The organism is Janthinobacterium sp. P210006 (assembly GCF_036231885.1).
Classification (GTDB): domain Bacteria; phylum Pseudomonadota; class Gammaproteobacteria; order Burkholderiales; family Burkholderiaceae_D; genus Janthinobacterium; species Janthinobacterium violaceinigrum.
In genome coordinates, this window is record NZ_JAZARD010000003.1 from 1,202,588 (window position 1) to 1,224,328 (window position 21,741).

Annotated in this window: 18 protein-coding genes; 13 read left to right on the top strand and 5 right to left on the bottom strand. The window is 64.0% G+C overall.

Features of this window, described 5'->3' with window-relative positions; genetic code table 11:
• Window positions 1–57: 57 nt before the first annotated feature.
• The 3 genes from VPH41_RS19480 to VPH41_RS19490 all read right to left on the bottom strand — a co-directional run bounded on the left by VPH41_RS19480 (window position 58) and on the right by VPH41_RS19490 (window position 5,120).
• Window positions 58–3,279, bottom strand: coding sequence for an efflux RND transporter permease subunit (locus VPH41_RS19480; RefSeq protein WP_328571192.1), 3,222 nt, complete (start codon window positions 3,277–3,279; stop codon window positions 58–60).
• A gap of 3 nt (window positions 3,280–3,282) precedes the next feature.
• Entirely contained in the window at window positions 3,283–4,455 is a 1,173-nt protein-coding gene (locus VPH41_RS19485) for an efflux RND transporter periplasmic adaptor subunit (protein ID WP_328571193.1), read from the bottom strand.
• Between the two features lie 239 nt (window positions 4,456–4,694).
• The gene (locus VPH41_RS19490; RefSeq protein ID WP_152258038.1) at window positions 4,695–5,120 is read right to left on the bottom strand and encodes a divergent PAP2 family protein; all 426 of its coding nucleotides are present in this window, start codon (window positions 5,118–5,120) and stop codon (window positions 4,695–4,697) included.
• Between the two features lie 246 nt (window positions 5,121–5,366).
• On the opposite strand from VPH41_RS19490, the gene VPH41_RS19495 reads away from it, so the two are divergent.
• The 11 genes from VPH41_RS19495 to VPH41_RS19545 all read left to right on the top strand — a co-directional run bounded on the left by VPH41_RS19495 (window position 5,367) and on the right by VPH41_RS19545 (window position 16,086).
• Window positions 5,367–6,449: a DUF475 domain-containing protein gene (locus VPH41_RS19495; protein ID WP_152283720.1), complete on the top strand. Its 1,083-nt coding sequence runs from the start codon at window positions 5,367–5,369 to the stop codon at window positions 6,447–6,449.
• A gap of 102 nt (window positions 6,450–6,551) precedes the next feature.
• On the top strand, window positions 6,552–7,127 hold the full coding sequence (locus VPH41_RS19500; protein ID WP_092804211.1) for a TerD family protein: 576 nt from the start codon (window positions 6,552–6,554) through the stop codon (window positions 7,125–7,127).
• Window positions 7,128–7,258: 131 nt separating this feature from the next.
• Complete coding sequence (locus VPH41_RS19505) at window positions 7,259–7,975, top strand: TIGR00266 family protein (protein ID WP_152283721.1); 717 nt, start codon at window positions 7,259–7,261, stop codon at window positions 7,973–7,975.
• 243 nt (window positions 7,976–8,218) lie between these two features.
• Window positions 8,219–9,256, top strand: coding sequence for an ATP-grasp domain-containing protein (locus VPH41_RS19510; protein WP_328571194.1), 1,038 nt, complete (start codon window positions 8,219–8,221; stop codon window positions 9,254–9,256).
• Window positions 9,253–10,410 carry a phosphoribosyltransferase domain-containing protein gene (locus VPH41_RS19515; protein WP_287777937.1) on the top strand — a complete coding sequence of 386 codons (1,158 nt, stop codon included), beginning with the start codon at window positions 9,253–9,255 and terminating at the stop codon, window positions 10,408–10,410. Before VPH41_RS19510 ends, VPH41_RS19515 begins: the two co-directional genes overlap by 4 nt.
• Complete coding sequence (locus tag VPH41_RS19520) at window positions 10,388–11,140, top strand: HAD family hydrolase (protein ID WP_152283724.1); 753 nt, start codon at window positions 10,388–10,390, stop codon at window positions 11,138–11,140. The genes VPH41_RS19515 and VPH41_RS19520 overlap by 23 nt, the downstream gene beginning before the upstream one ends.
• Window positions 11,137–12,243, top strand: a complete 1,107-nt coding sequence (locus VPH41_RS19525) for a cysteine protease StiP family protein (RefSeq protein ID WP_328571195.1) — start codon at window positions 11,137–11,139, stop codon at window positions 12,241–12,243. Before VPH41_RS19520 ends, VPH41_RS19525 begins: the two co-directional genes overlap by 4 nt.
• Complete coding sequence (locus VPH41_RS19530; protein WP_328571196.1) at window positions 12,236–13,222, top strand: HpcH/HpaI aldolase/citrate lyase family protein; 987 nt, start codon at window positions 12,236–12,238, stop codon at window positions 13,220–13,222. The genes VPH41_RS19525 and VPH41_RS19530 overlap by 8 nt, the downstream gene beginning before the upstream one ends.
• On the top strand, window positions 13,219–14,463 hold the full coding sequence (locus tag VPH41_RS19535) for a TerD family protein (protein ID WP_328571197.1): 1,245 nt from the start codon (window positions 13,219–13,221) through the stop codon (window positions 14,461–14,463). Before VPH41_RS19530 ends, VPH41_RS19535 begins: the two co-directional genes overlap by 4 nt.
• A gap of 24 nt (window positions 14,464–14,487) precedes the next feature.
• Complete coding sequence (locus VPH41_RS19540; RefSeq protein ID WP_096234439.1) at window positions 14,488–14,862, top strand: hypothetical protein; 375 nt, start codon at window positions 14,488–14,490, stop codon at window positions 14,860–14,862.
• A gap of 270 nt (window positions 14,863–15,132) precedes the next feature.
• Window positions 15,133–16,086 (top strand): hypothetical protein, encoded by a 954-nt coding sequence (locus VPH41_RS19545; protein WP_328571198.1) that lies wholly within the window; start codon window positions 15,133–15,135, stop codon window positions 16,084–16,086.
• A 123-nt stretch (window positions 16,087–16,209) separates the two neighbouring features.
• Here the strand turns inward: VPH41_RS19545 and VPH41_RS19550 are convergent, their stop codons facing one another.
• Together VPH41_RS19550 and VPH41_RS19555 are read right to left on the bottom strand one after the other, a co-directional pair.
• The gene (locus tag VPH41_RS19550; RefSeq protein WP_328571199.1) at window positions 16,210–18,657 is read right to left on the bottom strand and encodes a hypothetical protein; all 2,448 of its coding nucleotides are present in this window, start codon (window positions 18,655–18,657) and stop codon (window positions 16,210–16,212) included.
• A 232-nt stretch (window positions 18,658–18,889) separates the two neighbouring features.
• Entirely contained in the window at window positions 18,890–19,903 is a 1,014-nt protein-coding gene (locus VPH41_RS19555) for a serine/threonine protein kinase (protein ID WP_328571200.1), read from the bottom strand.
• Window positions 19,904–20,007: 104 nt separating this feature from the next.
• Between VPH41_RS19555 and VPH41_RS19560 the strand changes: the two genes are divergently transcribed.
• Window positions 20,008–20,706: a UPF0149 family protein gene (locus VPH41_RS19560; protein WP_034785080.1), complete on the top strand. Its 699-nt coding sequence runs from the start codon at window positions 20,008–20,010 to the stop codon at window positions 20,704–20,706.
• A gap of 77 nt (window positions 20,707–20,783) precedes the next feature.
• A complete protein-coding gene (locus VPH41_RS19565) occupies window positions 20,784–21,719 on the top strand; it encodes a LysR family transcriptional regulator (RefSeq protein ID WP_328571201.1) in 936 nt (311 codons plus the stop codon).
• The last annotated feature ends 22 nt before the right edge of the window (window positions 21,720–21,741 follow it).

Below are 21,741 nucleotides of genomic sequence, written 5' to 3' on the forward strand. Positions count from 1 at the left end.
CTTCCGAAGAAGGCTCTTTGACTTGGCACAAGCATTGCGCAGCCGAGGCTGCCTGACTTATTTTTGCAGGCTGATCGATGCCGCTTTCGGCGCGCGGCGTCCCATCAGGAACAGCACGGCCTTTTTCAGCATGCGGTAGACGAAGCGCACCAGCAGCAAGGTCAGCACGCACTCGAGCATGGTCAATATCATGGCCACGGCCACGGGCATGCGTTCGGCGCGGCGGTGGAACTTGGCCACGGCGCCATCGCGGGCGATCTCGATACTGTCATAGAAGGTCGGCACGACCAGCAGGGTCAGAATCGTCGAGGTGATGGTGCCGCCGATGATGGCGATCGCCAGTGGACGGTAGAACTCGCCGCCCTCGCCCAGGCCCAGCGCCACGGGGAACATGCCGGCGATCAGCGCAAACGTCGTCATCAGGATGGGGCGCAGACGCATGCGGCCCGCATACATCAGCGCATCCTCGCGGCCATGGCCCTCTTCCTCGCGCTTGCGCGCCGCGTCCAGCAGCAGGATGGCGTTCTTGGCGACCAGACCCATCAGCATGATGATGCCGATAAAGCTCATCAGGTTGAGGGTGTTGTTCGTGATCACCAGCGCCACCACCACGCCAATCAGACTGAGCGGCAAGGACATCATCACGGCCACCGGCGCCGTAAAGGAACCAAACTGCATCACGAGGATCAAATACATCAGGCCGATACCCATCACCAGCGCGATCAGCATTTCCGTGAACAGCTCCTGCTGGTCCTGGCCGGCGCCGCCGAGCGCCAGGCCGTAGCCGGGCGGGAAGTCGATCGAGTTGGCCAGTTTCATGGCGTCGCTCGTCACTTCGCCGTTCGAGCGTCCCTGCGCATTGGCCGACACGGTAATCGTGCGCTTGCCATTCTTGTGCTCGATGCCGGACGGGCCCTTGCCCATGGTAATGGTGGCGATCTGGTCCAGCGGCACCATCTGCGACGTGCCCGTCACGCTGATGGGCAGGCGCTCGATATTTTCCGATGCCACGCGGTCATCGGGATGCAGGCGCACGGCCACGTCGCGCGTCTCGCCTGTCGGATCGACCCAGTCGCCCACTTCCACGCCAGCAAACGCCACGCGCAGCGATTGCGCCGCATCATTGACGGAAATGCCCATCGAGTTGGCCAGGCCACGGTTGAGCTCAATCTGCAGCTCGTTTTTCGGGTCCTGCTCGGACAGGCCCACGTCGACGGCGCCGGGAATGGTGCGCAGCTTGTCCATGTAGGCATTTGTAATTTCCATGAGTTTACGCGAGTCGGGACCCGTGAATTCCACCTGGATCGGCTTTTGCGAGCCGTTGCTCAAGTCATCCTGCACCACGTATTCGGCCCCCACCAGGCGCGACATCTTCTCGCGCAGCTCGACGGCGATTTCCTTGGCCGAACGCTTGCGTGTATTGCGCTTGCCGATGTCGACATACACGCGTCCGCCGCCCGCATTGATGGAGCTGTTGGTATCCTTGGTTTCAGGCAAGGTACGCGCCAGCACGGCCGCCGCTTCCAGTTTCAAGCGCGAATACTCGATGCTGCTCGACGATGGCGTGCGCACATTGATCATCAGATTGCCCGAGTCGGATGCCGGCAAGAAACTCGTGCCGCCGTGCGTGGCGTGCAGGACGATGGCGCCCACCAGGCTGCCGAAGGCGATCACGGCCATCCAGCGGCGGTGATGCAGGGCCCAGGCAATCACGCGGCCATAGCGGTCGGCCTGGTGGTCGAACCAGTGGTTGAATTTTTCCAGCACACGGCCGATGCCTTTTTTCGGCGCCGAGTGTTCCTCGACCGGGTCGCCCCAGTAGGCCGACAGCATGGGATCGAGCGTAAACGAGATGCCCAGGCTGACCAGCACCGAGCACGTCACCGTCAAGGCAAACGGACGGAACCATTCGCCGGAGATCCCCGGCATGAAAGCGACGGGAATGAAGACGGCGATGATGGAGAAGGTGGTGGCGGCCACGGCCATGCCGATCTCGGCCGTGCCTTCCAGTGCGGCCGTGCGGCGGTCCTTGCCCATCTGCATGTGGCGCACGATGTTTTCGCGCACCACGATGGCATCATCGATCAGCACGCCAATGGCCAGCGACAGGCCCAGCAAGGTCATGAAGTTCAGGGTAAAGCCGCACAGCCACACGGCAATGAAGGCGGCAATCACGGACGTGGGCAGGCTCAGCGCCGTGATCAGGGTCGAACGCCACGAGTTGAGGAAGGCGTAGACGACGAAAATCGTCAGCACGGCGCCCAGCACCAGCGATTCGATCACATTGTTCAGGCTATGCTGGGCGTTTTCGCCGCCGTCGCGCGTCACTTGCAGGATCGTGCCTTTCGGCAAGGTCTTGTTGATCTCCGCCACCATGTCGCGGATCTTGTTGGCCACGCTGACGGTCGAGGCGTCGCGCACGCGGGTAATCGAAATGCCCACGTTGGGCTTGCCGCTGCGCATGCTCAAGCTGTTGACTTCGGCAAAGCCATCCTCGATGGTGGCCACTTGCGCCAGGCGCACGATTTCCTCGCCGCGGCGCTTGATCACCACTTTCTCGAAGTCGCTTGGCGACTCGATGCGGCCCACCAGGCGGATGCTTTTCTCGTCCAGGGTGCCGCGCACCTTGCCCACCGGCGCATTCGTGTTCTGGTTGCGCAGGGCGGTGACGACGTCGCTGACGGAAACGTTATATTCACGCAGCTTTTCCGCCCGCAGCAGCACGGACAGCTCGCGCTTGAGCGAACCGCCCACGTTGACCAGCGCCACGCCATCGACGGTGCGGAAGCGGTCGGACAGCACGTCTTCGGCCAGGCGCGAAATTTCCGCATGGCTTTGCGTATTCGACGACAGCGCCAGCTGCATGATCGGTTCGGCAGCCGGGTCGATGCGCTGCAGGATAGGCTCGCGCATTTCCGTCGGCAACTTGTAGCGTACGGCGGCAATCGCATTGCGGATATTGTCGGACGCCTCGATCAGGTTGGTATTGAACGAGAACTTCAGGAAGATGCTGGCCGCGCCTTCATTCGAGTCGCTATTGACCTCGGTCACGCCGGAAATGCTTTGCAGCGATTTTTCCAGACGGTTCACCACTTCGCGCTCGACCGTATCGGGCGATGCGCCAGGGTAAGGAATGCTGACGACGATGAACGGCACTTCGACGTCCGGATTCTGGTTGACGCGCAATTTCTTGAGCGCCAGCAAGCCGACGCACATCATTGCCAGGATCAGGACGATGGTGGCGGTGGGCCGCTTGATACTGAAATCGGAAAGAAACATGGCTTAGTTTCCTTTACCGGCAACGGCGGAGCTGCTGCTGGCCACGGCGGCTGCCGGCACGGCCTTGGCGGCCGTCAACTCCACTTTCTGCCCATCCTTGAAGGTCGAACCCGGCGTGCGCAGCACGGTGTCGCCGCTGGCCAGGCCGCTTTGCACTTCCCACTGGCCCGTGCGCACGTCGCGCGTGCCGATGTGCAAGGTGGTCTTGTGCAGGGCCTTGTCCTTGACTTTCCACGTGTACGTGACGTCGCCCGCCTTCACCAGGGCCGAGTCGGGGATCATCAGCGCGCTGATGCTGTCCGTCTCGATGCGCCCTTCCGCATACAGGCCAGCCACACGCGGCTGTTCCTTGTCATTGAAATCGACGAGCACGGCCACCTGGCGCGTGACGGCGTTGGCGGCCGGGTCGACGCGGCGCACCTTGCCCGCAAAATCCTGTCCCGGATAACCGTTGATGCGGAACAGCACGGGCTGGCCCACCTTGACGACGCCGATCTTGTCGGCCGACACCAGGCCTTCCAGGCGCATGCTGGTTGGATCGATGACCTTGATCAATTCCTTGCCGATTTGCGCCGTATCGCCATTCGATACCTTGCGCTCGCTCACGATGCCGTCGAACGGCGCGCGCACGAGGGTACGCTGCAACTGCTGGCGCGCCTGGACGGCGCGGCTCTTGGCGGCGGACAGATCGCTTTGCGCATTGTTGCGGCGGATTTCCGCGTCTTCCAGCGCCTGCGTCGAGGTCATGCCCGAGGCGCGCAGGGTTTTCATGCGCTGGAACATGCGTTCGGACTGTTCCAGCACCTGGCTGGCGGCGCGGCTGGCTTCCTCGGCCGAATTGAGGCTGTCGCGGATGGACGTTTCGTCCAGGCGCACCAGCACGTCGCCCCGCTTGACGGCTTCGCCGTTTTCCTTCATGACCTGGATCACCACGGCCGATACTTCCGCGCGCAAGTCCGCGTTGCGCTCCGGCTGCACGGAACCGGTGATGACGGGTCCCGACGCCAGCGCATTGCTTTGTATGGTCAGCAGGTCTTCCGGAGACACGAGCAGATTGGCGGCGGCGCCCGCCTGTTCCTTGGCGCCTTTGCCGCCCTTGCCGGGATCTTTGGACTCTTTGCCACAAGCGGTCAAGGCAGAAGCGATTGCCAGAACAAACAGGGTTTTGCGCAACATGGGTAATTCTCCGGATAGATAGTACCGCTACCGTCCCGGCGGCCCGGATAGGGCAGCAGGCGGTAGCAAGCATTTATTTTTATTAAAACCACAAGCGCCAAAGTATCCATGAGCGCGTCTGGGCATGTCAATCGGCCGTTTCCTGTAATGCTTTAATCAATGGATGAAACGTAGTTTTTACGCCCTGAAACGCAAAACCCCGCCTTGAAGCGGGGTTTTGCGTTGCCGGAAAAGCGGGCCTAGCGGGCGAAAACGTAGTTGATCAGGAAACCGATGGCCACGCCCGTGCACAGGCCGCCGGCGATCTCGACCAGGGTATGGCCCATGCGCTCGCGCAAGGTCTTGTGCGCGGGGCTGGACGCTTCCCCGGCCAGGCGGTTGATGGCCGCCGCCTGCTTGCCCACGTGCTGGCGCAGGCTGTTGGCGTCGATGATGACGATGAAGGCCAGGGTGACGGCCACGCCGAACGCGGGATGGCCTATGCCTTCTCGCAAGGCGATCAGTGTTGCCATGCTGGAAACGACGGCGCTGTGGTTGCTGGGAAAGCCGCCATTGCCGACCAGGCCGAATGCCCATTGCCGCGTGCGGACACTGTTGATCAGGAATTTGATCGGTCCGACCAGGATCCAAGTGATCAGGGGCGTGACGAGGTAAGCGATATCCACGGGGTATTCCTTCTTATATGTCTGTAAAGTCTATGAGGGGCTGCGGCAGCCAGATGGGCGCGCCGCAATTATCGCAGATCGGCCACGCCAGCAGAACTGTCTGTCGCCCGCCTATAAAACGCCGCCCCCGGCGGCAACTAATATAAAATCATGGCATATACAACAATTGACGTATATCAACACTGAGTGCGGCGCACACAGCGGCGCGGATAATCAAACGTCTTCCATACTTGCAACGGGGTCCTCATGCGGCATTTCAGAATTTCCTTTTTAGTCACTTTTATCCTGATGGCGGTGTCGGGCTGGTGGGGTTACAGCCACGGCGGCATGCCCGGCATGATCCAGGCGCTGTGGATCACGGGCGTGCTGGGCATCATGGAAGTGTCGCTGTCGTTCGACAATGCCGTGGTCAATGCCTCGGTCTTGCGTCACTGGAATGAATTCTGGCAAAAACTGTTCCTCACGGTAGGTATCCTCGTCGCCGTCTTCGGCATGCGGCTGCTGTTCCCGCTGGTCATCGTTTCCGTCGCCACGGGCCTGGGCCTGGTCGACGTGTGGACCATGGCCACCACGACGCCGGACGTGTATGCCAAGCACCTGACGGACAACCACGCGCAGGTGGCGGCGTTCGGCGGCGCCTTCCTGCTGCTGGTCTTCCTGAACTTCCTGTTCGACGACGAGAAGGAATTGCACTGGCTTGGTTGGGCCGAGGAAAAAGTCAATGCGCTGGGCACCGAAAGCCTCGCCGTGCTGATCACCATGGGCGCCGTGGCCGCCTGCGTGGCCATGGGCCCTGCAGAACAAAAATACAGCGTGCTGGCGTCGGGCATCGTCGGCATCGCCGTCTACATCGGCGTGAACTGGATCAGCGGCTTGCTGGAAGAAGGCGAACCGGACTTGCAGGATGACGAAGAAGAAAACGCGGCACCGGCTAAAAACGGCAATGGCGACCTGGTCAAGACGGTGGCGCGCGGCAGCATCGGCGGCTTCCTGTATTTGGAAGTGCTCGATGCCTCGTTCAGCTTTGACGGCGTGATCGGCGCGTTCGCCATCACCAACGACGTCGTCATCATCATGCTGGGCCTGGCCATCGGCGCCATGTTCGTGCGGTCGATGACGGTCTTCCTCGTGCACAAGGGCACCCTGGACGAATTCGTCTACCTCGAGCACGGCGCCCATTATGCGATCGGCATCCTGGCCTTGATCATGCTGGCCTCCGTCAAGTACCATATTCCGGAGTGGTTCACGGGCCTGTCGGGCGTGGCCTTCATCCTGGTCTCGCTGTGGTCGTCCTTGCGTTATCGCAAACGGCACGCGGCACAAGCTTGAAATCGGGGAGATCGTCCCCAATTGAGAGAGTGATGGCACGAGCGCCTTACGCGCTCATCCCATGCAGGTATGTTTAAGTAAATTACTGAAAAGGAGCACCACATGGCAATCAGTTTGCAAAAAGGCGGCAACGTCAACCTGAGCAAGGAAGCACCGAACCTGAAGAAGATCATCGTCGGCCTCGGCTGGGATCCTCGTTCGACCGACGGCGCCACCTTCGACCTTGACGGCAGCGCTTTCCTCCTGAAAAGCGACGGCAAAGTCCGTGGCGACTCTGACTTTATCTTCTACAACAACCTGAAGTCGACCGACGGCTCCGTCGTCCACACGGGCGACAACCAGACGGGCGAAGGCGAAGGCGACGATGAGCGCATCGAAATCGACCTGACCCGGGTGCCGGCCGACATCGACCGCATCAGCATCACCGTCACGATCCACGACGCCGACGCGCGCCGCCAGAACTTCGGCATGGTGTCGAAAGCCTTCATCCGCTGCCTGAACGCGGAAGGCGAACGCGAAATCGCCCGCTACGACCTGTCCGAAGACAGCTCGACGGAAACGGCGATGATCTTTGGCGAGATCTACCGCTACAACGGCGAATGGAAGTTCAAGGCCATCGGCCAGGGCTTCAACGGCGGCCTGGGCCCCCTCGCCCGTTCGTTCGGCGTCAATGCCTGACATTCACGCTCGTTAAACCTGCCGGCCGCTCATTGAGCGTGCCCGCGACGGTTTTTCGGAGTGAATTGCATAAATGTCATATCATCACTGCCGCCTGCACAGTTCAGGCGGCTTTTTTTTGGAGATTTATCATGCCAGTATTTAGTGTCACGGGCGACGTCGATCCTTTCCTCCACGTCAGCATGAAACAGGGCGAAACCATCTATTGCGAATCCGATGCGATGGTGATGATGGAAACGGCGCTGGACTTGAAGGGCAAGATGACGGGCGGCCTGGGCAGCGCCATCATGCGCCGCTTCGCCAACGGCGAATCGTTCTTCCAGCAGCACATCGAAGCGGTGCGCGGCAGCGGCGACTGCCTGCTCTCGCCCACCCTGCCGGGCGCCATCGAAGTGGTCGACGTGGGCGCGCGCCAGTACCTGCTCAACGACGGCGCCTTTGTCGCCGCCACCTCGGGCACGGAAATGAAAGTGCGCACGCAAAGCATCGGCAACGCATTGTTCGCGCAATCGGGCGGCTTCTTCGTCATGGAAACGGCGGGCACGGGACAAGTGGTGGTGTCGGGCTTCGGCTCCATGTTCCAGCTCGACGTCGAGCCGGGCAAGGATGTCGTGATCGACAATTCCCACGTGGTCTGCTGGGACAATAGCCTGAAATACGAAATTTCCGTCACCACGGGCGGCGGTTCGGGCGGCGGCGGCATCGGCGGCTTCCTCGGCAATATCGTCAACAGCGTGACCAGCGGCGAAGGCATCGTGCTGCGCTTTTCCGGCTCGGGCAAGGTATTCATCTGCTCGCGCAACCGCGATGCCTTCCTCAAGTGGACAGCCAGCGGCAAAGCTAGCTAGAGGCACCTGACCAAACCTACTACGCGTCGGCATAGGCGGCCTGCGATGCTCACCGTACTTTAGTACGGTTGCGCTTCTCGGCCACCTCTTCCTTCCGCTCGCTACGGTTTTGTCAGGCGCCGTTAGTTTGTTGCTCAAAGTTGTAGTTCAAAAAAATTCTAAGGCCAGGTTAAGTCTGGCTAGCTAGAATCCCCGCGCGCGCACCTGCGCGCGGCTTTCCCTTTCTTTACCCGGTCCCCGTACATGCAAAGAGTCTGGTTCAACAAAACATTTTCCTCGGTCGGCACGGCCATGCGCCTGATCCGCGAGGCCGATAGCGCCGCCACGGGCGGCCAGCCCCGCTACCACATCGTGTGCAGCAATACGAATGCGCATGCGGCGGCGTTCCTGTCGGCCCACGAATACGCGGTCGAACCGTCGGGATTGACCGGCCTCAATTATGTGGAGTGGTGCCTGGAATTTTGCCGCGACCGCCACATCACGATATTCTGGCCCGGCAAGGAAGCAGGCCTGATCGGCAGCGCCAGCGCGCGTTTCGCCGCCATCGGCACGCGCGTGCTCAGCGTGGCCAGCGAAGAGACGCTGGCCCTGATGCACGACAAGGCGCGCTTCTGCGACGGCCTCGACCTGCCCATGGCGCGCCCGGCCGACTACCGCGCAGTGACCACCATCGCCGACTACGACGCCGCCTACGCCGAGCTGCGCCCGCTGCACCGCAAGCTGTGCATCAAGCCATCGGAATCCGTGTATGGCCTGGGCTTTGCCGTGCTCGATGAAGAGCGCACCAGCGCCCAGCTGCTGCTGGCCGGCGCCGCCTACCAGATCAATGCGCAGGAGCTGCGCAGTGGCCTGGCGCAGATGGGGACGTTCAAGACCCTGCTGCTGATGGAATACCTCGATGGCCACGAATACAGCGCCGACTGCGTCGCCGACCAGGGCAAGCTTATGTGCGCCGTGCCGCGCAAGAAGCTGCATGCGGGCGGCAGCGGCCAGCTGATCGAGCTGCGCGCGGACTTGCTGGCGGCCTGCGACAAACTGGCGCGCGACTATCGCCTGAACGGCGTGTTCAACATCCAGTTCCGCGAAGGCGCGAACGGCCTGGCGCTGCTGGAAATCAACCCGCGCATGTCGGGCGGCATCGGCATGGCCTGCGCGGCAGGCCCGAACCTGCCCTATCTGGCGCTGGCCGGTTTCGACCAGGGCTACGACAAGCTCACCGTGCCCGCCATCCGCGAAGGCATGCGCGTGGGCGAATCCGCGTACGCCGTGGAACTGCCATGAACCTCGTCAAGAAACAGATGCCCACGGGCGAACTGACCCTGAAGGTGGACGAGGCGCGCTTTCCGCTGGACTGGCTGATCGGCTTTGCCGCGCGCGCCAACGCCAAGCGGGGCTTTTTATTCCTGTCCAAGGTGCTGGGCAAGCACTGGCCCGTCACGCCGCGCGCCATGGAAGCCATCCACGACGACCTGGCCGCGCAGATTCCTCCCAGCCTGCCCGGCCCCGTCGTCTTCATCGCCATGGCGGAAACGGCCGTGGGACTGGGCCAGGGCGTGTTCGAGGCGTGGCTGCGCGCCAACCCGAACGGCAAGGCCCTGTTTTTGCACAGCTCGCGCTACCGCGTGGGCACGGTGCCCTTCTTCGAATTCGAGGAATCGCACAGCCACGCGCCGCGCCAGTTCCTGCATTTGTCGGACGCGGCCAGCGCCCTGTTTTCCACGGCCCGCAGCCTGGTACTGATCGACGATGAAGCGTCGACCGGCAACACCTTCGCCAACCTGGTGCAAGTGTGCCGCGCGCGCTATCCGCAGCTGGAAAAGCTGCACCTGGGCGTGATCACCAATTTCATGGGCCAGGCCGCCAATGCGGGCTTGAGTGAGCGTTTCGGCCTGCCCACCAGCATAGGCGCCGCCTTGTCCGGCCACTACGCCTTCCAGGCCGGCGATGCGCCGGCGCCCGTGGCGGCCAGCGCGCAGCGTTTCGAGGCGAACGAGGAACGGGGCGCCAGCCCCGCCTTCGGGCGCATCGGCGTGGGACGCGCCCTGGCGCCGCCGCAAGGCCTGGCCGTGCAGCTGGCGCAGGAAATCGGCGCCGGCGACTCCGTGCTGGTGCTGGGCACGGGCGAATTCATGCACCCGTCGTTCTTGCTGGCGCGCGAACTGGAAGCGCTGGGCAAGAACGTCGTGGTGCAGTCGACCACGCGCTCGCCCATCCTGTCATGGGGCTCCGTCGGCCATATCGTCAGCTGCGACGACAATTACGGCGAAGGCATCGCCAACTACCTGTACAACGTGGCGCCTGGCCAGTACCAGCACGTTTTCATCTGCCATGAAACCCCGGCCAGCCCCGCCCTCATGCAACTCGCCGGCCAGTTGAATGGCCGCCTGTTCCACTTTCAGTCAGAGACCAAAATTGAAGAAATTCCTGTTTGTTGACCTGGACGACACACTGTTCCAGACCCCGAAAAAATGCCCGGGCGAGACCGAGCTGCAACCGGCCGCGTACCTGAAGAATGGCGACGCCTGCTCGTTTACGACGGCGCGCCAGCGCGCCTTCTTTGAATTCGCGCAAAGCGGCATGACCCTGATCCCCGCCACGGCCAGGAATGGCGACGCCTTCCGCCGCGTCGACCTGCCGTTTACCAGCTACAGCGTGCTCGATTACGGCGGCATCGTGCTGCAACCGGGCGGCGCGCTCGACGCGGGCTGGCTGGCGCTGATGCAGGACGACATGCAGACGGCCTTGCCCGGCCTGCAGGACGCCATGCGCATCATCGACGATTTCCAGTCCAAGGCGGGCATGCCTTCGCGCGCACGCCTGATCGAGGACTACAACACGCCGTTCTACATCGTCGTCAAGGACCATGAAGCGCGCGGCGAACGCCTGGCCGACATCGAAGAGCAGGTGCTGGCGCAGTGGATCGCCACGGAAGGCAGCGACTACTTCATCCACCGCAACGGCAATAACCTTGCCGTGCTGCCGAAGACTCTGAACAAGGCGCGCGCCGTGGCCTACCTGCGCGCGGAACTGGAAGCCGAACACGGCCCCATCGTCAGCTTCGGCATGGGCGACAGCCGTTCGGACGCCCGCTTCATGGCCGCCTGCGACTACGCCATCATCCCCAATGGCACCCAGCTGGCGGCACTCACGGTGGCGGCGCTATGAGCGAAGCCACGCAGCATTTCAGCGGCAGCTACCGCCAGGAAGACGTCCATTTTCTGCTCACGCCGATGGCGCTCGAACCCATCCTCGACCTGGCCGAAAAGGAGCGCTTGATCCAGTCGGGCCAGCGCCACTACAGCGAAATGCTGTCGCCCGAGTCCTTGCCCTCGCCCGCCTACCTGGCCCTGTTCCAGAGCGCGTTCGCGGCCAACCGCCTGCAGATGGCGCGCGACTGCCTGCGCCTGGCGGCCCTGATCGCCGCGCGCCGCACGGGACCCATCACCCTGGTGTCGCTGGCGCGCGCGGGCACGCCCGTGGGCGTGATCCTCGGTCACTTGCTGCGCCAGGTGTTCCAGCGCGAGTGCCAACACTATTCCGTCTCCATCATCCGCGACCGCGGCATCGACGCCAACGCGCTGCAGCACATCCTGGCGCAGGGCCATGGCGCTGAATCCATCGTCTTCGTCGACGGCTGGACGGGCAAGGGCGTGATTTCGCGCGAGCTGCGCCAGACGGTGAACGACTTCAATGCAGCGCACGGCACGGCCATCGACGGCGGCCTGTTCGTGCTGTCCGACCTGGCCGGCACGGCCGCCTGCGCCGCGTCGTCGGGCGACTACCTGATCCCGTCGAGCATCCTGAATGCCACCGTCTCGGGCCTCGTCAGCCGCTCGGTACTCAATGACAGCATCGGTCCGGACGACTTCCACGGCTGCGTGTACTACGCGCAGTTCGAGCAGCACGACCAGTCGCGCGCCTTTGCCGACGGCCTGGTGGCCGACGCCGTGGCCATTGCCGCCAGCAGCGGCATCCCGCTGGCCGAGGCGAGCGATGCGCCCGCCATGGCGGCCCGCTCGCAAGCCTACATGGCCGCAGCGCAGCAGCAGTACGGCATCAGCGACATCAACCTGATCAAGCCAGGCATCGGCGAGGCGACGCGCGTGCTGCTACGCCGCGTGCCCGAACGCCTGATCGTGCGCGACACGAATGCCCCGGACGTGGCACATTTGCTGCTTCTGGCGCAGGAAAAAGCCATACCCGTCACAGTAGAACCGGCGCTGCCCTACCAGGCGGTCGCCCTCATCAGGAGCGCAGTCGATGGATAACAACTCCCTACATCCGCAAAGCGAACACAAGGCGGCGCTGGGCGCCTCCATGTACGTACCGACCACGCACAAGGACTTGCTGGCAATTGCCAATGGCGACAAATTCAGCCATTTGCGTTCCGTGATCCTGTGCACCGAAGACGCCATCGCGGAACGCGATCTCAGCTACGCGCTGTTCAACCTGTCGCTGGCGCTGCAAAACATGGGCGCCGCATCGGACACCCTGCGCTTCGTGCGCGTGCGTAATCTCGACGTGCTGGCGCGCGTGCTGGGCATGCCCGGCGCCGACAAATTGAGCGGCTTCGTGCTGCCGAAATCCACGCGCCATAACTTCGCCGCGTATTTCGACCTGGTGCGCCACACGCATCACTTGCTGATGCCGACGCTGGAAACGGCGGAAGTATTCGACGACGACGAGATGAAGCAGTTCCGCCTCGTCCTGTCGGCGCCCGAAGTGCGGCGCCGCATCCTGGCCCTGCGCATCGGCGGCAACGATTTGCTGGCCCTGCTGGGCCTGCGCCGCCCCACCAGCGGCACCATCTATTCGACGCCGCTGGGCCAGGTCATCGGCCGCCTCGTCACCATCTTCAAGCCGCACGGCTTCCAGCTGACGGCGCCCGTCTTCGAGCACCTGTCGCAGGGCAGCTGGCTCGATGCGGAAGTGGCGCAGGACATGGCGCACGGCATGATCGCCAAGACGGCCATCCACCCGGACCAGGTGCCGCAGATCGAGCGCCACTACCAGGTGGCGCAGTCGGACATCGAACTGGCGCTGCGCATCATCGACCCGGACAGCCCGGCCGTGTTCCGCATGCAGGAATCGATGTGCGAAGTGGCCACGCATAGCAGCTGGGCGCTGCGCATCATCGAACAGGCGCGCCTGTTCGGCATCCGCCATGCGGCCGACGCGGCGCCGGCGCACCTGCCGACAACCTCATTGACTCAACTCTCAAGCGACGAAGGGATTGCACGACCATGACCAATTTCACACGCGGACAAAAAGGCAAACTGGCAGACCTGGGCTTGAACGGTCCGTTTTCCGTCACGCTCGATATCGCTTCCGGCTCGATGGAAGTGGACGTCAGCTGCTTCGGCGTCGATGCGGCCGGCAAGCTGTCGGACGACCGCTACATGGTGTTCTACAACCAGAAAAGCGCGCCCGACAACGCCGTCACGGTAGAGCTGAACGGCTCGCGTTCCGTATTCCAGGTGGACCTTTCCCGCCTGCCCGCCGCCATCGACAAGCTGGTGTTTACGGCGGCGACGGAACAGGGCAGCATGCGCGCGCTGGGTAACTCCAGCATGGCGCTGGGCCAGGCGGCCACGTTCGCCTTCACTGGCACCGACTTCCAGGACGAGAAAGCCGTCATCATCGGCGAACTGTATCGCCGCGACGGCAGCTGGCGCTTCGGCGCCGTGGGCCAGGGTTTCGCGGGCGGCCTGGCCGCGCTGCTCAAGCATTTCGGCGGCAGCGAAGCGGGAGCATCGTCCCCGGCGCCAGCGCCGGTGCCCGTCTCCACGCCAGCGGCGCCGCCGCCGGCGAACAAGATCTCGCTGTCAAAGATCCGCCTGGAAAAGCGCGGCGACAAGATCTCGCTCGACAAGCGCGACAGCGGCGGCTATGGCCGCATCCGCGTCAACCTGAACTGGAACCAGAACGCGTCGCAAGGCCAGGCGCCCGCCTCGAAACTGGACACGGGCTTCCTCGGCAAGCTGTTCAACAAGCCGGCCGGCCGCGCGGGCGGCATCGACCTCGACATCGGCTGCCTGTTCGAGATGAGCAATGGCGCCAAAAGCGCCGTGCAGGCGCTGGGCAACAGCTGGGGCGCCTACGACCGTCCGCCGTACATCCACCTGGAAGGCGACGACCGCACGGGCAGCGTCAGCAGCGGCGAAAACATCTTCATCAACGGCACCCATTTCGACCAGATCAAGCGCGTGCTCGTGTACGCCTTCATCTACGAAGGCGTGCCGAACTGGGCCGCCACGGATGGCGTCGTGACGATCGAGATTCCCGGCCAGCCGACCGTGGAAGTTCGCCTCGACAGCGACAGCCAGCACGCCATGTGCGCGATCGCCATGCTGGAAAACCACGGCGGCAACCTGCAAGTGACAAAATTGGTGGAATACTTCGGTGGCCAAGGTAAAATCACGGCGCACCAGGCCATGGACGAGCGCTACAGCTTTGGCCTGAACTGGAAAGCCGGCCGCAAGGACTGATCCTTTTACCTAGACAACCCTACCATGACCCCTACGACCAAAAAAGTCACCTTCGCCTTCGTCATCTTCCTCGTGGCCGGCTTCCTGCTGCTGGCCGCCTACACGTGGATGGCCCTCAGCTTCTCGTACTCGGAAGGCGAACGGGCGGGCTACCTGCAGAAGTTCTCCAAGCGGGGCTGGATCTGCAAGACATGGGAGGGCGAGCTGCTGCTGACGGCATTGCCGGGCACCATCCCGGAAAAATTCCAGTTCAGCGTGCGCGATGAAGAAGTGGCGAAGCAATTGTCGGCCGCTGCCGGCAAGCGCATCCTCGTCACCTACAGCCAGCACAAGGGCGTGCCCACGCAATGCTTCGGCGAGACGGAATACTTTGCCGATAAAGTCGTGCTGAGCCAGTAATTAGAAGCCGCAACACCGCAAGTCCAGCAGTTTCGCGCCGGCCATTCTCGCGCCGGCGCCCTCCCCTCCCCCCACCGATCCAGTTCCAGTTCCAGTTCCAGCAAGAAATGCAGCGGCGCCTGGCGCGCCTCACACATTCTCACTTTCTTATACACTAACGCATTTAGTTCTGACTGGAACATTCTACTAATGTAGTAAGTGCGGAAGATACTTGCACGATCGCATGCCGTCCAGCCAGCCTTCAAGGTGCATCCCACTACCGGACACTCCATGCGCATACGCCTTTCCGCCCTGGCCCTGCTGGCCGCCTCGCTTCCCCTGTCAGCTCAGGCACAGGACCTGTCCGGCATGGCCGGCGCCCTGAAAGTGAGCTCGACCAATGAGCGCACCTTTGTCGCCGCCGTCAGCTACACGCAGCCCGTGGGCGACTACACCGCCGCCAGCCTGTCCTACATCAACGAAGGCCATCCGGAAGACCATCACCGCGACGGCATGGCGGGCCAGTTCTGGCTGCGCACGCAAAAAGTGGAGCAAGGTCTGATGCTGGGCGCCGGCGCGGGCCGCTACTTTTTCTTCGACACGGCCAGGACCGACGACGGCCTGCATAACTTCGACAATGATCACGGCTGGGGCTCCATCGTCAGCCTGCAGGCGCGCTGGCAATTCGCCAGCCGCTGGTATGCGCAAGCGCAAATCAACCGCATCAAGCCCGACGGCAAGGACAACACCACGCACCTGCTGATCGGCGCCGGCTACCGCTATGACGGCGTGCCGGGCGCCAAGCTGCACCTGCAGAACTGGGCGCACGACGACACCTTGACCTTGTCGACGGGCCACACCATCGTCAACAGCTTGCGCTCCGAGTCCTCGCGCCCATTCACGCTGGAGTACCGGCGCGCGGCGGGAAAATACGTGGACTGGACGGTCACCGCCCTCGATGAAGGCAATACCGACCTGGCGCACCGGCGCGGCGTGGCCGCCCAGCTGTGGCTGGTCCGCTCGCTCAATGAAAAGGTGGAATTCGGCATGGGCGGCGGCCCCTACCTGGCGTGGGACGGGCGCGACACGCAGGGCCACAGCACGCGCCTGACAGGCTTGCTGTCGGCCGTCGCCCGCTACCACGTCGACCGCCGCTGGGTGGCGCAAGTGGCGTGGAACCGGGTCGTGACCGATTATCACCGCGATGCGGATGTGATTTTGCTGGGGGTGGGACGCAAGTTTTGATGGAAATACAGACGCAACCCAAACCTGGGACTGGGGTCGGTCGCTGCGCGATTGGAACGCAGTCCATTGGACTGCGTTTCCCCATTAAGGTCCGACCCCGGGTGTTATCGGGTTTTCAGGCCTTCAGCGCGAACGCCAAACGGCACCGGCTGATTCATTCGGCTGCGTCAAGCGCTCGATCACTTCGCGCGTCAGGCTGGCCGAGCTGACTTGTTCGGCTTTCGCGCGGGCGGCGCTCAAGGAGCTGGAAAAGACCGTTTGCGGCTGTTCCAGGCTGGCGCGCAGGGCGGCCAGTTCGCGCTCCTGCTGCTGCGCGCGCTCCATCTCCAGTTCCAGCAACTGCTGCTTGGCCGCCGCCATCGCGCGCGTGGTCTCGGCAGCCTTGCGCTGCAGGGCCGCGTGGGCCTGGGCATTTGCCAGCAAGGCCTGTTGCGCGGCGAGCTTCTCGCTGGCGGCCTGCTGCGCGGCCAGTTCCAGCTGTTCGCGCTGGCGCATGGCGTCGAGCGCCTGCTGTTCCAGGGCGGCGCGCGCTTCGGCTGCCGCCGTCGCCTGCTTTTCCGCTTCCAGGCGGCCGGCAATCGCTTGCGAGGCGCGCTCTTCGGCACTGCTGGTCTGGCGCTGCTGCACCAGTTTTTGCGCGATCAGGGCCAGCGACTCGCGCTCGGCGGCGACGAAATCGCGCTCGGACGCCAGCAGCGCTTCGGCGGCTTGCGCCTTGTCTTCTTCCACGCGGGCGCGCTCGCTGTGCACCTGCCCCAGTTCCACGGCCAGGCGCGCCTGCGCCTGCACGGCTTGCGCGGCGGCCGCTTTCTGCTCGCCTTCGACCAGCGCCTGGTCCATCAGGATACGGATGGCATCGGCTTCCTTTTCCGCCGCTTCCCGCAAGGCCTGTTCGGCCGCGTGCTGGCCGCGCAGCAGTTCCGCTTGCGCGCCTTCGGCGGCGATGCGTTCCTGCGCCGCGTTGAACGCCAGCGCTTCCGCTGCCAGTTTTTCTTTCAGGGCGGCGATGGCGGCATGTTCGGCAGCCACGCGCTCCTGCTCCGCCTGCAATACCTGCGCCGCCTGCACGGCTTTTTCCCGCGCCAGCTGCGCTGCCTGTTCCTGCGCAGCCAGTGCAGCCGCGCCGGCATCGACTTCAGCCTGCTCGGCCGCGTTCTGGCCGGCGGCCAGCTCGGCCGCCTGGCGCGCCAGTTCCGCGCGTTCCTGGGCCAGGCTGGCGGCGCGCTGCTGCTCTTCCAGTTCGCGGGCGGCTGCCACGGCGGCTGCCTGCTCGGCCGCTTCGCGGGCCTTGGTCTGTTCCAATGCCGCCGTTTCCGCTTCCAGCTTGGCGTGGCCGGCGATTTCCGCATCCTGTTCGGCCGTCACGCGGGCCAGCGCCACGGCGCGCAGCTGGCGGTCCACCTCGATGCGCGCCTCGGTGGCGGCCAGGATACGCACATCGGCATCGCGGCGCGCTTGCGCGCTGGCCACGGCGACCATTTCCAGGCGCTCGCGGTGGATGGCTGCGTCGCGCAATTCCTTCTCCGTCTGCAGGCGCAGACGCAGCGACTGCGCCGCGTGGCGCTCCGATTCCGCCTGCGCCAGCGCGATGGCTTCGCGTTCCTGTTCCAGGTGCGCCAACGCGCGCGCTTCTTCCAGCGCGCGCACTTCGGCGGCGGCGCGGTTGAAGGCCGATTCCAGCGCGATCTGGTCGGCGCGCTCGCGCTGCACCGTCAGATCGAGCGCTTCGCTTTCCGCTTCGGCCAGCATCTGCGCCGTCTGGCGCGCGCCGTGCGCATGGCGCTCGCGCTCGCGGGCCAGCACGGCGACTCTGGCGTCGGCCGAGGCGATACCCACCATTTCTTCCTTGGCCGCCTGCACGGCGGCGACGCGCTCGACGGCCTGCAGGCGCGCCTGCTCCGTCTGCACCTGCAATTCCTCGGCGGCGCGGGCGGCCTGCTCGGCCAGTTCCGACTGCACGGCCACCTGCTCGCTGGCGCGCAAGCGGCTTTCCTGTTCGGCGCGCGCGCGCTGTTCGGCGGCCAGGCGGATTTCATTGTCCGATTCCACGCGGGCGCGCAGTTCGGCCGTTTCCTGCTTGACCGCTTCCAGGCGGGCCACGCTCGCTTGCGCGGCGGCGCGCATGGTATCGAGGCGTTCGCGGTTGGCGGCAATCGCTTCTTCGGCCGCCTGCGCATTTTGCTGCGCGGCGGCGGCGGCCGCCGCGTCGATGGCGGCGCGGTCCTCGGCCAGCGAGCGCACGCGCGCCTCGGCCAGCGCGCGGCTTTCGGCGGCACACGTGGCCTTCGCTTCCGCTTCCACGCGGGCAATCGCCTCGTGGATGGCTTTCAATTCCATTTTCTGGCGTTCCGCGGCCGGCGCCCTGGCGTCGGCTTCGACTGCCGGCTCCGCTTGCGGCTGGGGCGCAGGGAGCTCGGCTGCGGCAGGGGCGGCAGGGGCGGGCGCTTCGGCCTTGCGTTCCAGGTCCTTGAAATCATGCAGCGAGACGATGCTGTCCTGGTCGAACTCGTCGTCGGCCGAATAGGCGACGGTGAGGGAGGCGGCCTGGCGCTGGTTTTGCTGTGCTTGCATGATTTCTCGCTTATTCGGGTGAATTCCGTTGCTTATGGGAATTTATTACCACCATTATCGAGCAGGCATGCACAAATCAGCGCGGTAAGAAGAGCCGCTTTTACCGCTCTTTTCAGGATTTGCCTGGGAGTTAAGCGTCCGAGAAAATGCTCAGGGCAAGGCGCATTGCCGAAGGCAGTACGAATAGTACGCCTAGGCAATGCAACACCGCCATGGGCGTTTTATCGCGCGCTTAAACAGGCCACAATGGCGCTTCATCCATCAAGGCCACCTGCTCGCGCAATTCCAGGATGCGGTCCTGCCAGTAGCGCTGCGTGTTAAACCACGGGAAGGCGACGGGGAAGGCGGGATCGTCCCAGCGACGCGCCAGCCAGGCCGAATAATGGATCAGGCGCAGGGTGCGCAGCGCTTCGACCAGGTACAGCTGGCGCGGGTCGAAATCGCAAAAGTCTTCGTAGCCGGCCAGGATGTCGCTCATCTGGCGCACCTGGTCGCTGCGCTCGCCCGACAGCATCATCCACAGGTCCTGGATGGCCGGGCCCATGCGGCTGTCGTCGAAATCGACGAAATGGGGGCCCGCGTCCGTCCACAGCACGTTGCCGCCATGGCAGTCGCCATGCGTGCGCAGCACGGCCACGTCGCCCGCCCGGTCATAGCAGCGCTTGACGCCGTCGAGCGCCTGCTGCGCCACGCTGGAATAGGCGGCCAGCAGTTCCGGCGGCAGGAAATTACCCTCCAGCAAGAATTCGCGCGGTTCCACGCCAAACGTGTGGTGGTCGAGCGCCGGACGCTCCTTGTACGCGGACAGCGCGCCGACGGCGTGGATGCGGCCGATGAAGCGCCCTATCCACTCCAGGGTGGCCGGGTCGTCCAGCTCGGGCGCCCGTCCGCCGTGGCGGGGGAAGACGGCAAAGCGGTAGCCCTGGTACTGGTGCAGGGTGCTGCCGTTGATATCCAGCGCCGGCACCACCTGGATTTCGCGCTCGACCAGTTCGGACACGAACGCATGTTCCTCCAGGATGGCGGCGTCGCTCCAGCGTTCGGGGCGGTAGAACTTGGCCACCAGGGGCGCGCTGTCTTCGATGCCCACCTGGTAGACGCGGTTTTCATAGCTGTTGAGCGCCAGCAGACGGCCATCGCCGCGCAGCCCCACGCTATCGAGCGCGTCGAGCACGCAATCGGGGCTCAGGGCGGAAAAGGGATGGACGGGCCGGTCGTCCGCGTGCGGCTGGTTTTCATTGTGCATAAGCGACATTGTAAGGCGCGCGCAGGCCGCCGGTGCAAACACTTCGGTGATGAAGCGCCGCAAGGCGTATACTGGCGGCTTATATTCAATACAAAGAGCAAGCCATGCAACTCGAACAGCCATTATCAGAAAAAGAATTCGACGAATTAGACCAATTCCTGTTATCGGAGCGCTGCTCCGAAGACGCGATGACCATGGATATGCTGCACGGCTATCTGACGGCCGTCGCCATCGGCCCGGAACCGATCATGCCGGCCGAGTGGTTGCCGCGCGTGTGGGGCGAAGATGCAGAAGATGCGCCGAAATTCAAGAACAGCAAGGAAGAAGAGCGCATCGTCAACCTGATCATGCGCTTCATGAACGAAGTGCTGGTGACGTTTGAAGTGGCGCCGAAGGAATTCGAAGCCCTGTTCGTCGAACACGACTACGAAGGCCAGACCCTGATCGACGCCGAAGCCTGGTGCTGGGGCTTCTGGGACGGCATGGAACTGCGTCCCGGCTCGTGGAACGAGATCTGGGATTCCGAAGTGGCCGAGCTGATGCAGCCGATCTACCTGCTGGGCGCCGACGAAATCAAGGAAGAAGAGCTGAAACTGGTGGAAGACCCGGTCAAGGCGCACAAGCTGGCGCAGGAACTGGAAGCGAACCTGCCGGCCATCCACCGTTTCTGGGTACCGCGCCGCAAGGCTCCCGTGCAGACCATGAAGCGCGAAGAGCCGAAAGTGGGCCGCAACGACGACTGCCCTTGCGGCAGCGGCAAGAAGTTCAAGAAATGCTGCGGCGCCGAGCCGGCAGCCGAGTAATCTCGCAGCAGCATCCCCTCTGCGCCGGCGTCCTGCCGGCGCAGCGCCGGCATAGGCCCCCGGGCTATAATCGCCGCATGAAACTCCCCGACCTGAACCTGCTCGTTGCCCTCGATATCCTGCTCGAGGAAGGCAGCGCCGTGGCTGCCGCGCGGCGCATGAATCTGAGCGCGCCGGCCATGAGCCGTACCCTGGCGCGCATCCGCGACGCCATCGGCGACCCCGTCTTCGTGCGCTCCGGGCGCGGCCTGGCGCCCACCCCGCGCGCGCTGGAATTGCGCGAGCAGGTGCGCGGCGTGGTGGAGCAGGCGCACGCCGTCTTCACGTCCGGCCGCGAAATCGACCTGCGCACCCTCGAGCGCACTTTCAGCCTGTGCGCCAACGACGTGTTTGTCGGCGCGTATGGCGGCAAGCTGCGCGACCTGCTGGCCAGCCATGCACCGAACACGGTGCTGCGCTTCGTGCCCGAAGGCGACGGCGCCACGGAAAACGACGCCCTGCACTCCGGCCGCATCGACCTGTACATCAGCGCGCGGCGCGCCTTTGCGCCCGACATCAAACTGCAGCACCTGTTTTCCACCGGCTTTGTCGGCATCGCCCGCAGCGACCACCCGATCTTCGACAGCCCCATCAACCTGGACAGCTTTACCGAATACGAACATATCAGCGTGTCGCGGCGCGGCCTGGCGCGCGGCCCCTTCGATACCGTCCTGGCCGAGCGGGGCTACATGCGCCGGGTCTCGCTGATCACGCCCAATTTTCAGTCGGCCATCTTCGCCGTCGCCGATTCGCGCCTGCTGCTGCCCCTGATGCCCACGCCCCTGCTGCCCATCGTCGAGCGCCTGGGCTTGCGCCTGCGCCAGTTCCAGCTGCCCATCCCCGTCGACAAGGTCGACGTGTTCCAGGCCTGGCACCCGCGCCTGGACCACGACCATGCGCACCGCTGGCTGCGCCGCATGATCAAGGACTTGTGCATGGGGTCGGCCCCTTCCGGGTCTGACCCCGGCATTTGACTGGGGGGATGTGAACCCACCA

Excerpts from the sequence above, each read along its gene's own strand:
- VPH41_RS19525 (WP_328571195.1), top strand. The coding sequence starts at position 11,137 with ATGAGCGAAGCCACGCAGCATTTCAGCGGCAGCTACCGCCAGGAAGAC.
- VPH41_RS19530 (WP_328571196.1), top strand. The coding sequence starts at position 12,236 with ATGGATAACAACTCCCTACATCCGCAAAGCGAACACAAGGCGGCGCTG.
- VPH41_RS19515 (WP_287777937.1), top strand. The coding sequence starts at position 9,253 with ATGAACCTCGTCAAGAAACAGATGCCCACGGGCGAACTGACCCTGAAG.
- VPH41_RS19485 (WP_328571193.1), bottom strand. The coding sequence starts at position 4,455 with ATGTTGCGCAAAACCCTGTTTGTTCTGGCAATCGCTTCTGCCTTGACC.
- VPH41_RS19495 (WP_152283720.1), top strand. The coding sequence starts at position 5,367 with ATGCGGCATTTCAGAATTTCCTTTTTAGTCACTTTTATCCTGATGGCG.
- VPH41_RS19550 (WP_328571199.1), bottom strand. The coding sequence starts at position 18,657 with ATGCAAGCACAGCAAAACCAGCGCCAGGCCGCCTCCCTCACCGTCGCC.
- VPH41_RS19480 (WP_328571192.1), bottom strand. The coding sequence starts at position 3,279 with ATGTTTCTTTCCGATTTCAGTATCAAGCGGCCCACCGCCACCATCGTC.
- VPH41_RS19565 (WP_328571201.1), top strand. The coding sequence starts at position 20,784 with ATGAAACTCCCCGACCTGAACCTGCTCGTTGCCCTCGATATCCTGCTC.
- VPH41_RS19505 (WP_152283721.1), top strand. The coding sequence starts at position 7,259 with ATGCCAGTATTTAGTGTCACGGGCGACGTCGATCCTTTCCTCCACGTC.
- VPH41_RS19500 (WP_092804211.1), top strand. The coding sequence starts at position 6,552 with ATGGCAATCAGTTTGCAAAAAGGCGGCAACGTCAACCTGAGCAAGGAA.
- VPH41_RS19555 (WP_328571200.1), bottom strand. The coding sequence starts at position 19,903 with ATGCACAATGAAAACCAGCCGCACGCGGACGACCGGCCCGTCCATCCC.
- VPH41_RS19545 (WP_328571198.1), top strand. The coding sequence starts at position 15,133 with ATGCGCATACGCCTTTCCGCCCTGGCCCTGCTGGCCGCCTCGCTTCCC.
- VPH41_RS19510 (WP_328571194.1), top strand. The coding sequence starts at position 8,219 with ATGCAAAGAGTCTGGTTCAACAAAACATTTTCCTCGGTCGGCACGGCC.
- VPH41_RS19535 (WP_328571197.1), top strand. The coding sequence starts at position 13,219 with ATGACCAATTTCACACGCGGACAAAAAGGCAAACTGGCAGACCTGGGC.
- VPH41_RS19540 (WP_096234439.1), top strand. The coding sequence starts at position 14,488 with ATGACCCCTACGACCAAAAAAGTCACCTTCGCCTTCGTCATCTTCCTC.
- VPH41_RS19560 (WP_034785080.1), top strand. The coding sequence starts at position 20,008 with ATGCAACTCGAACAGCCATTATCAGAAAAAGAATTCGACGAATTAGAC.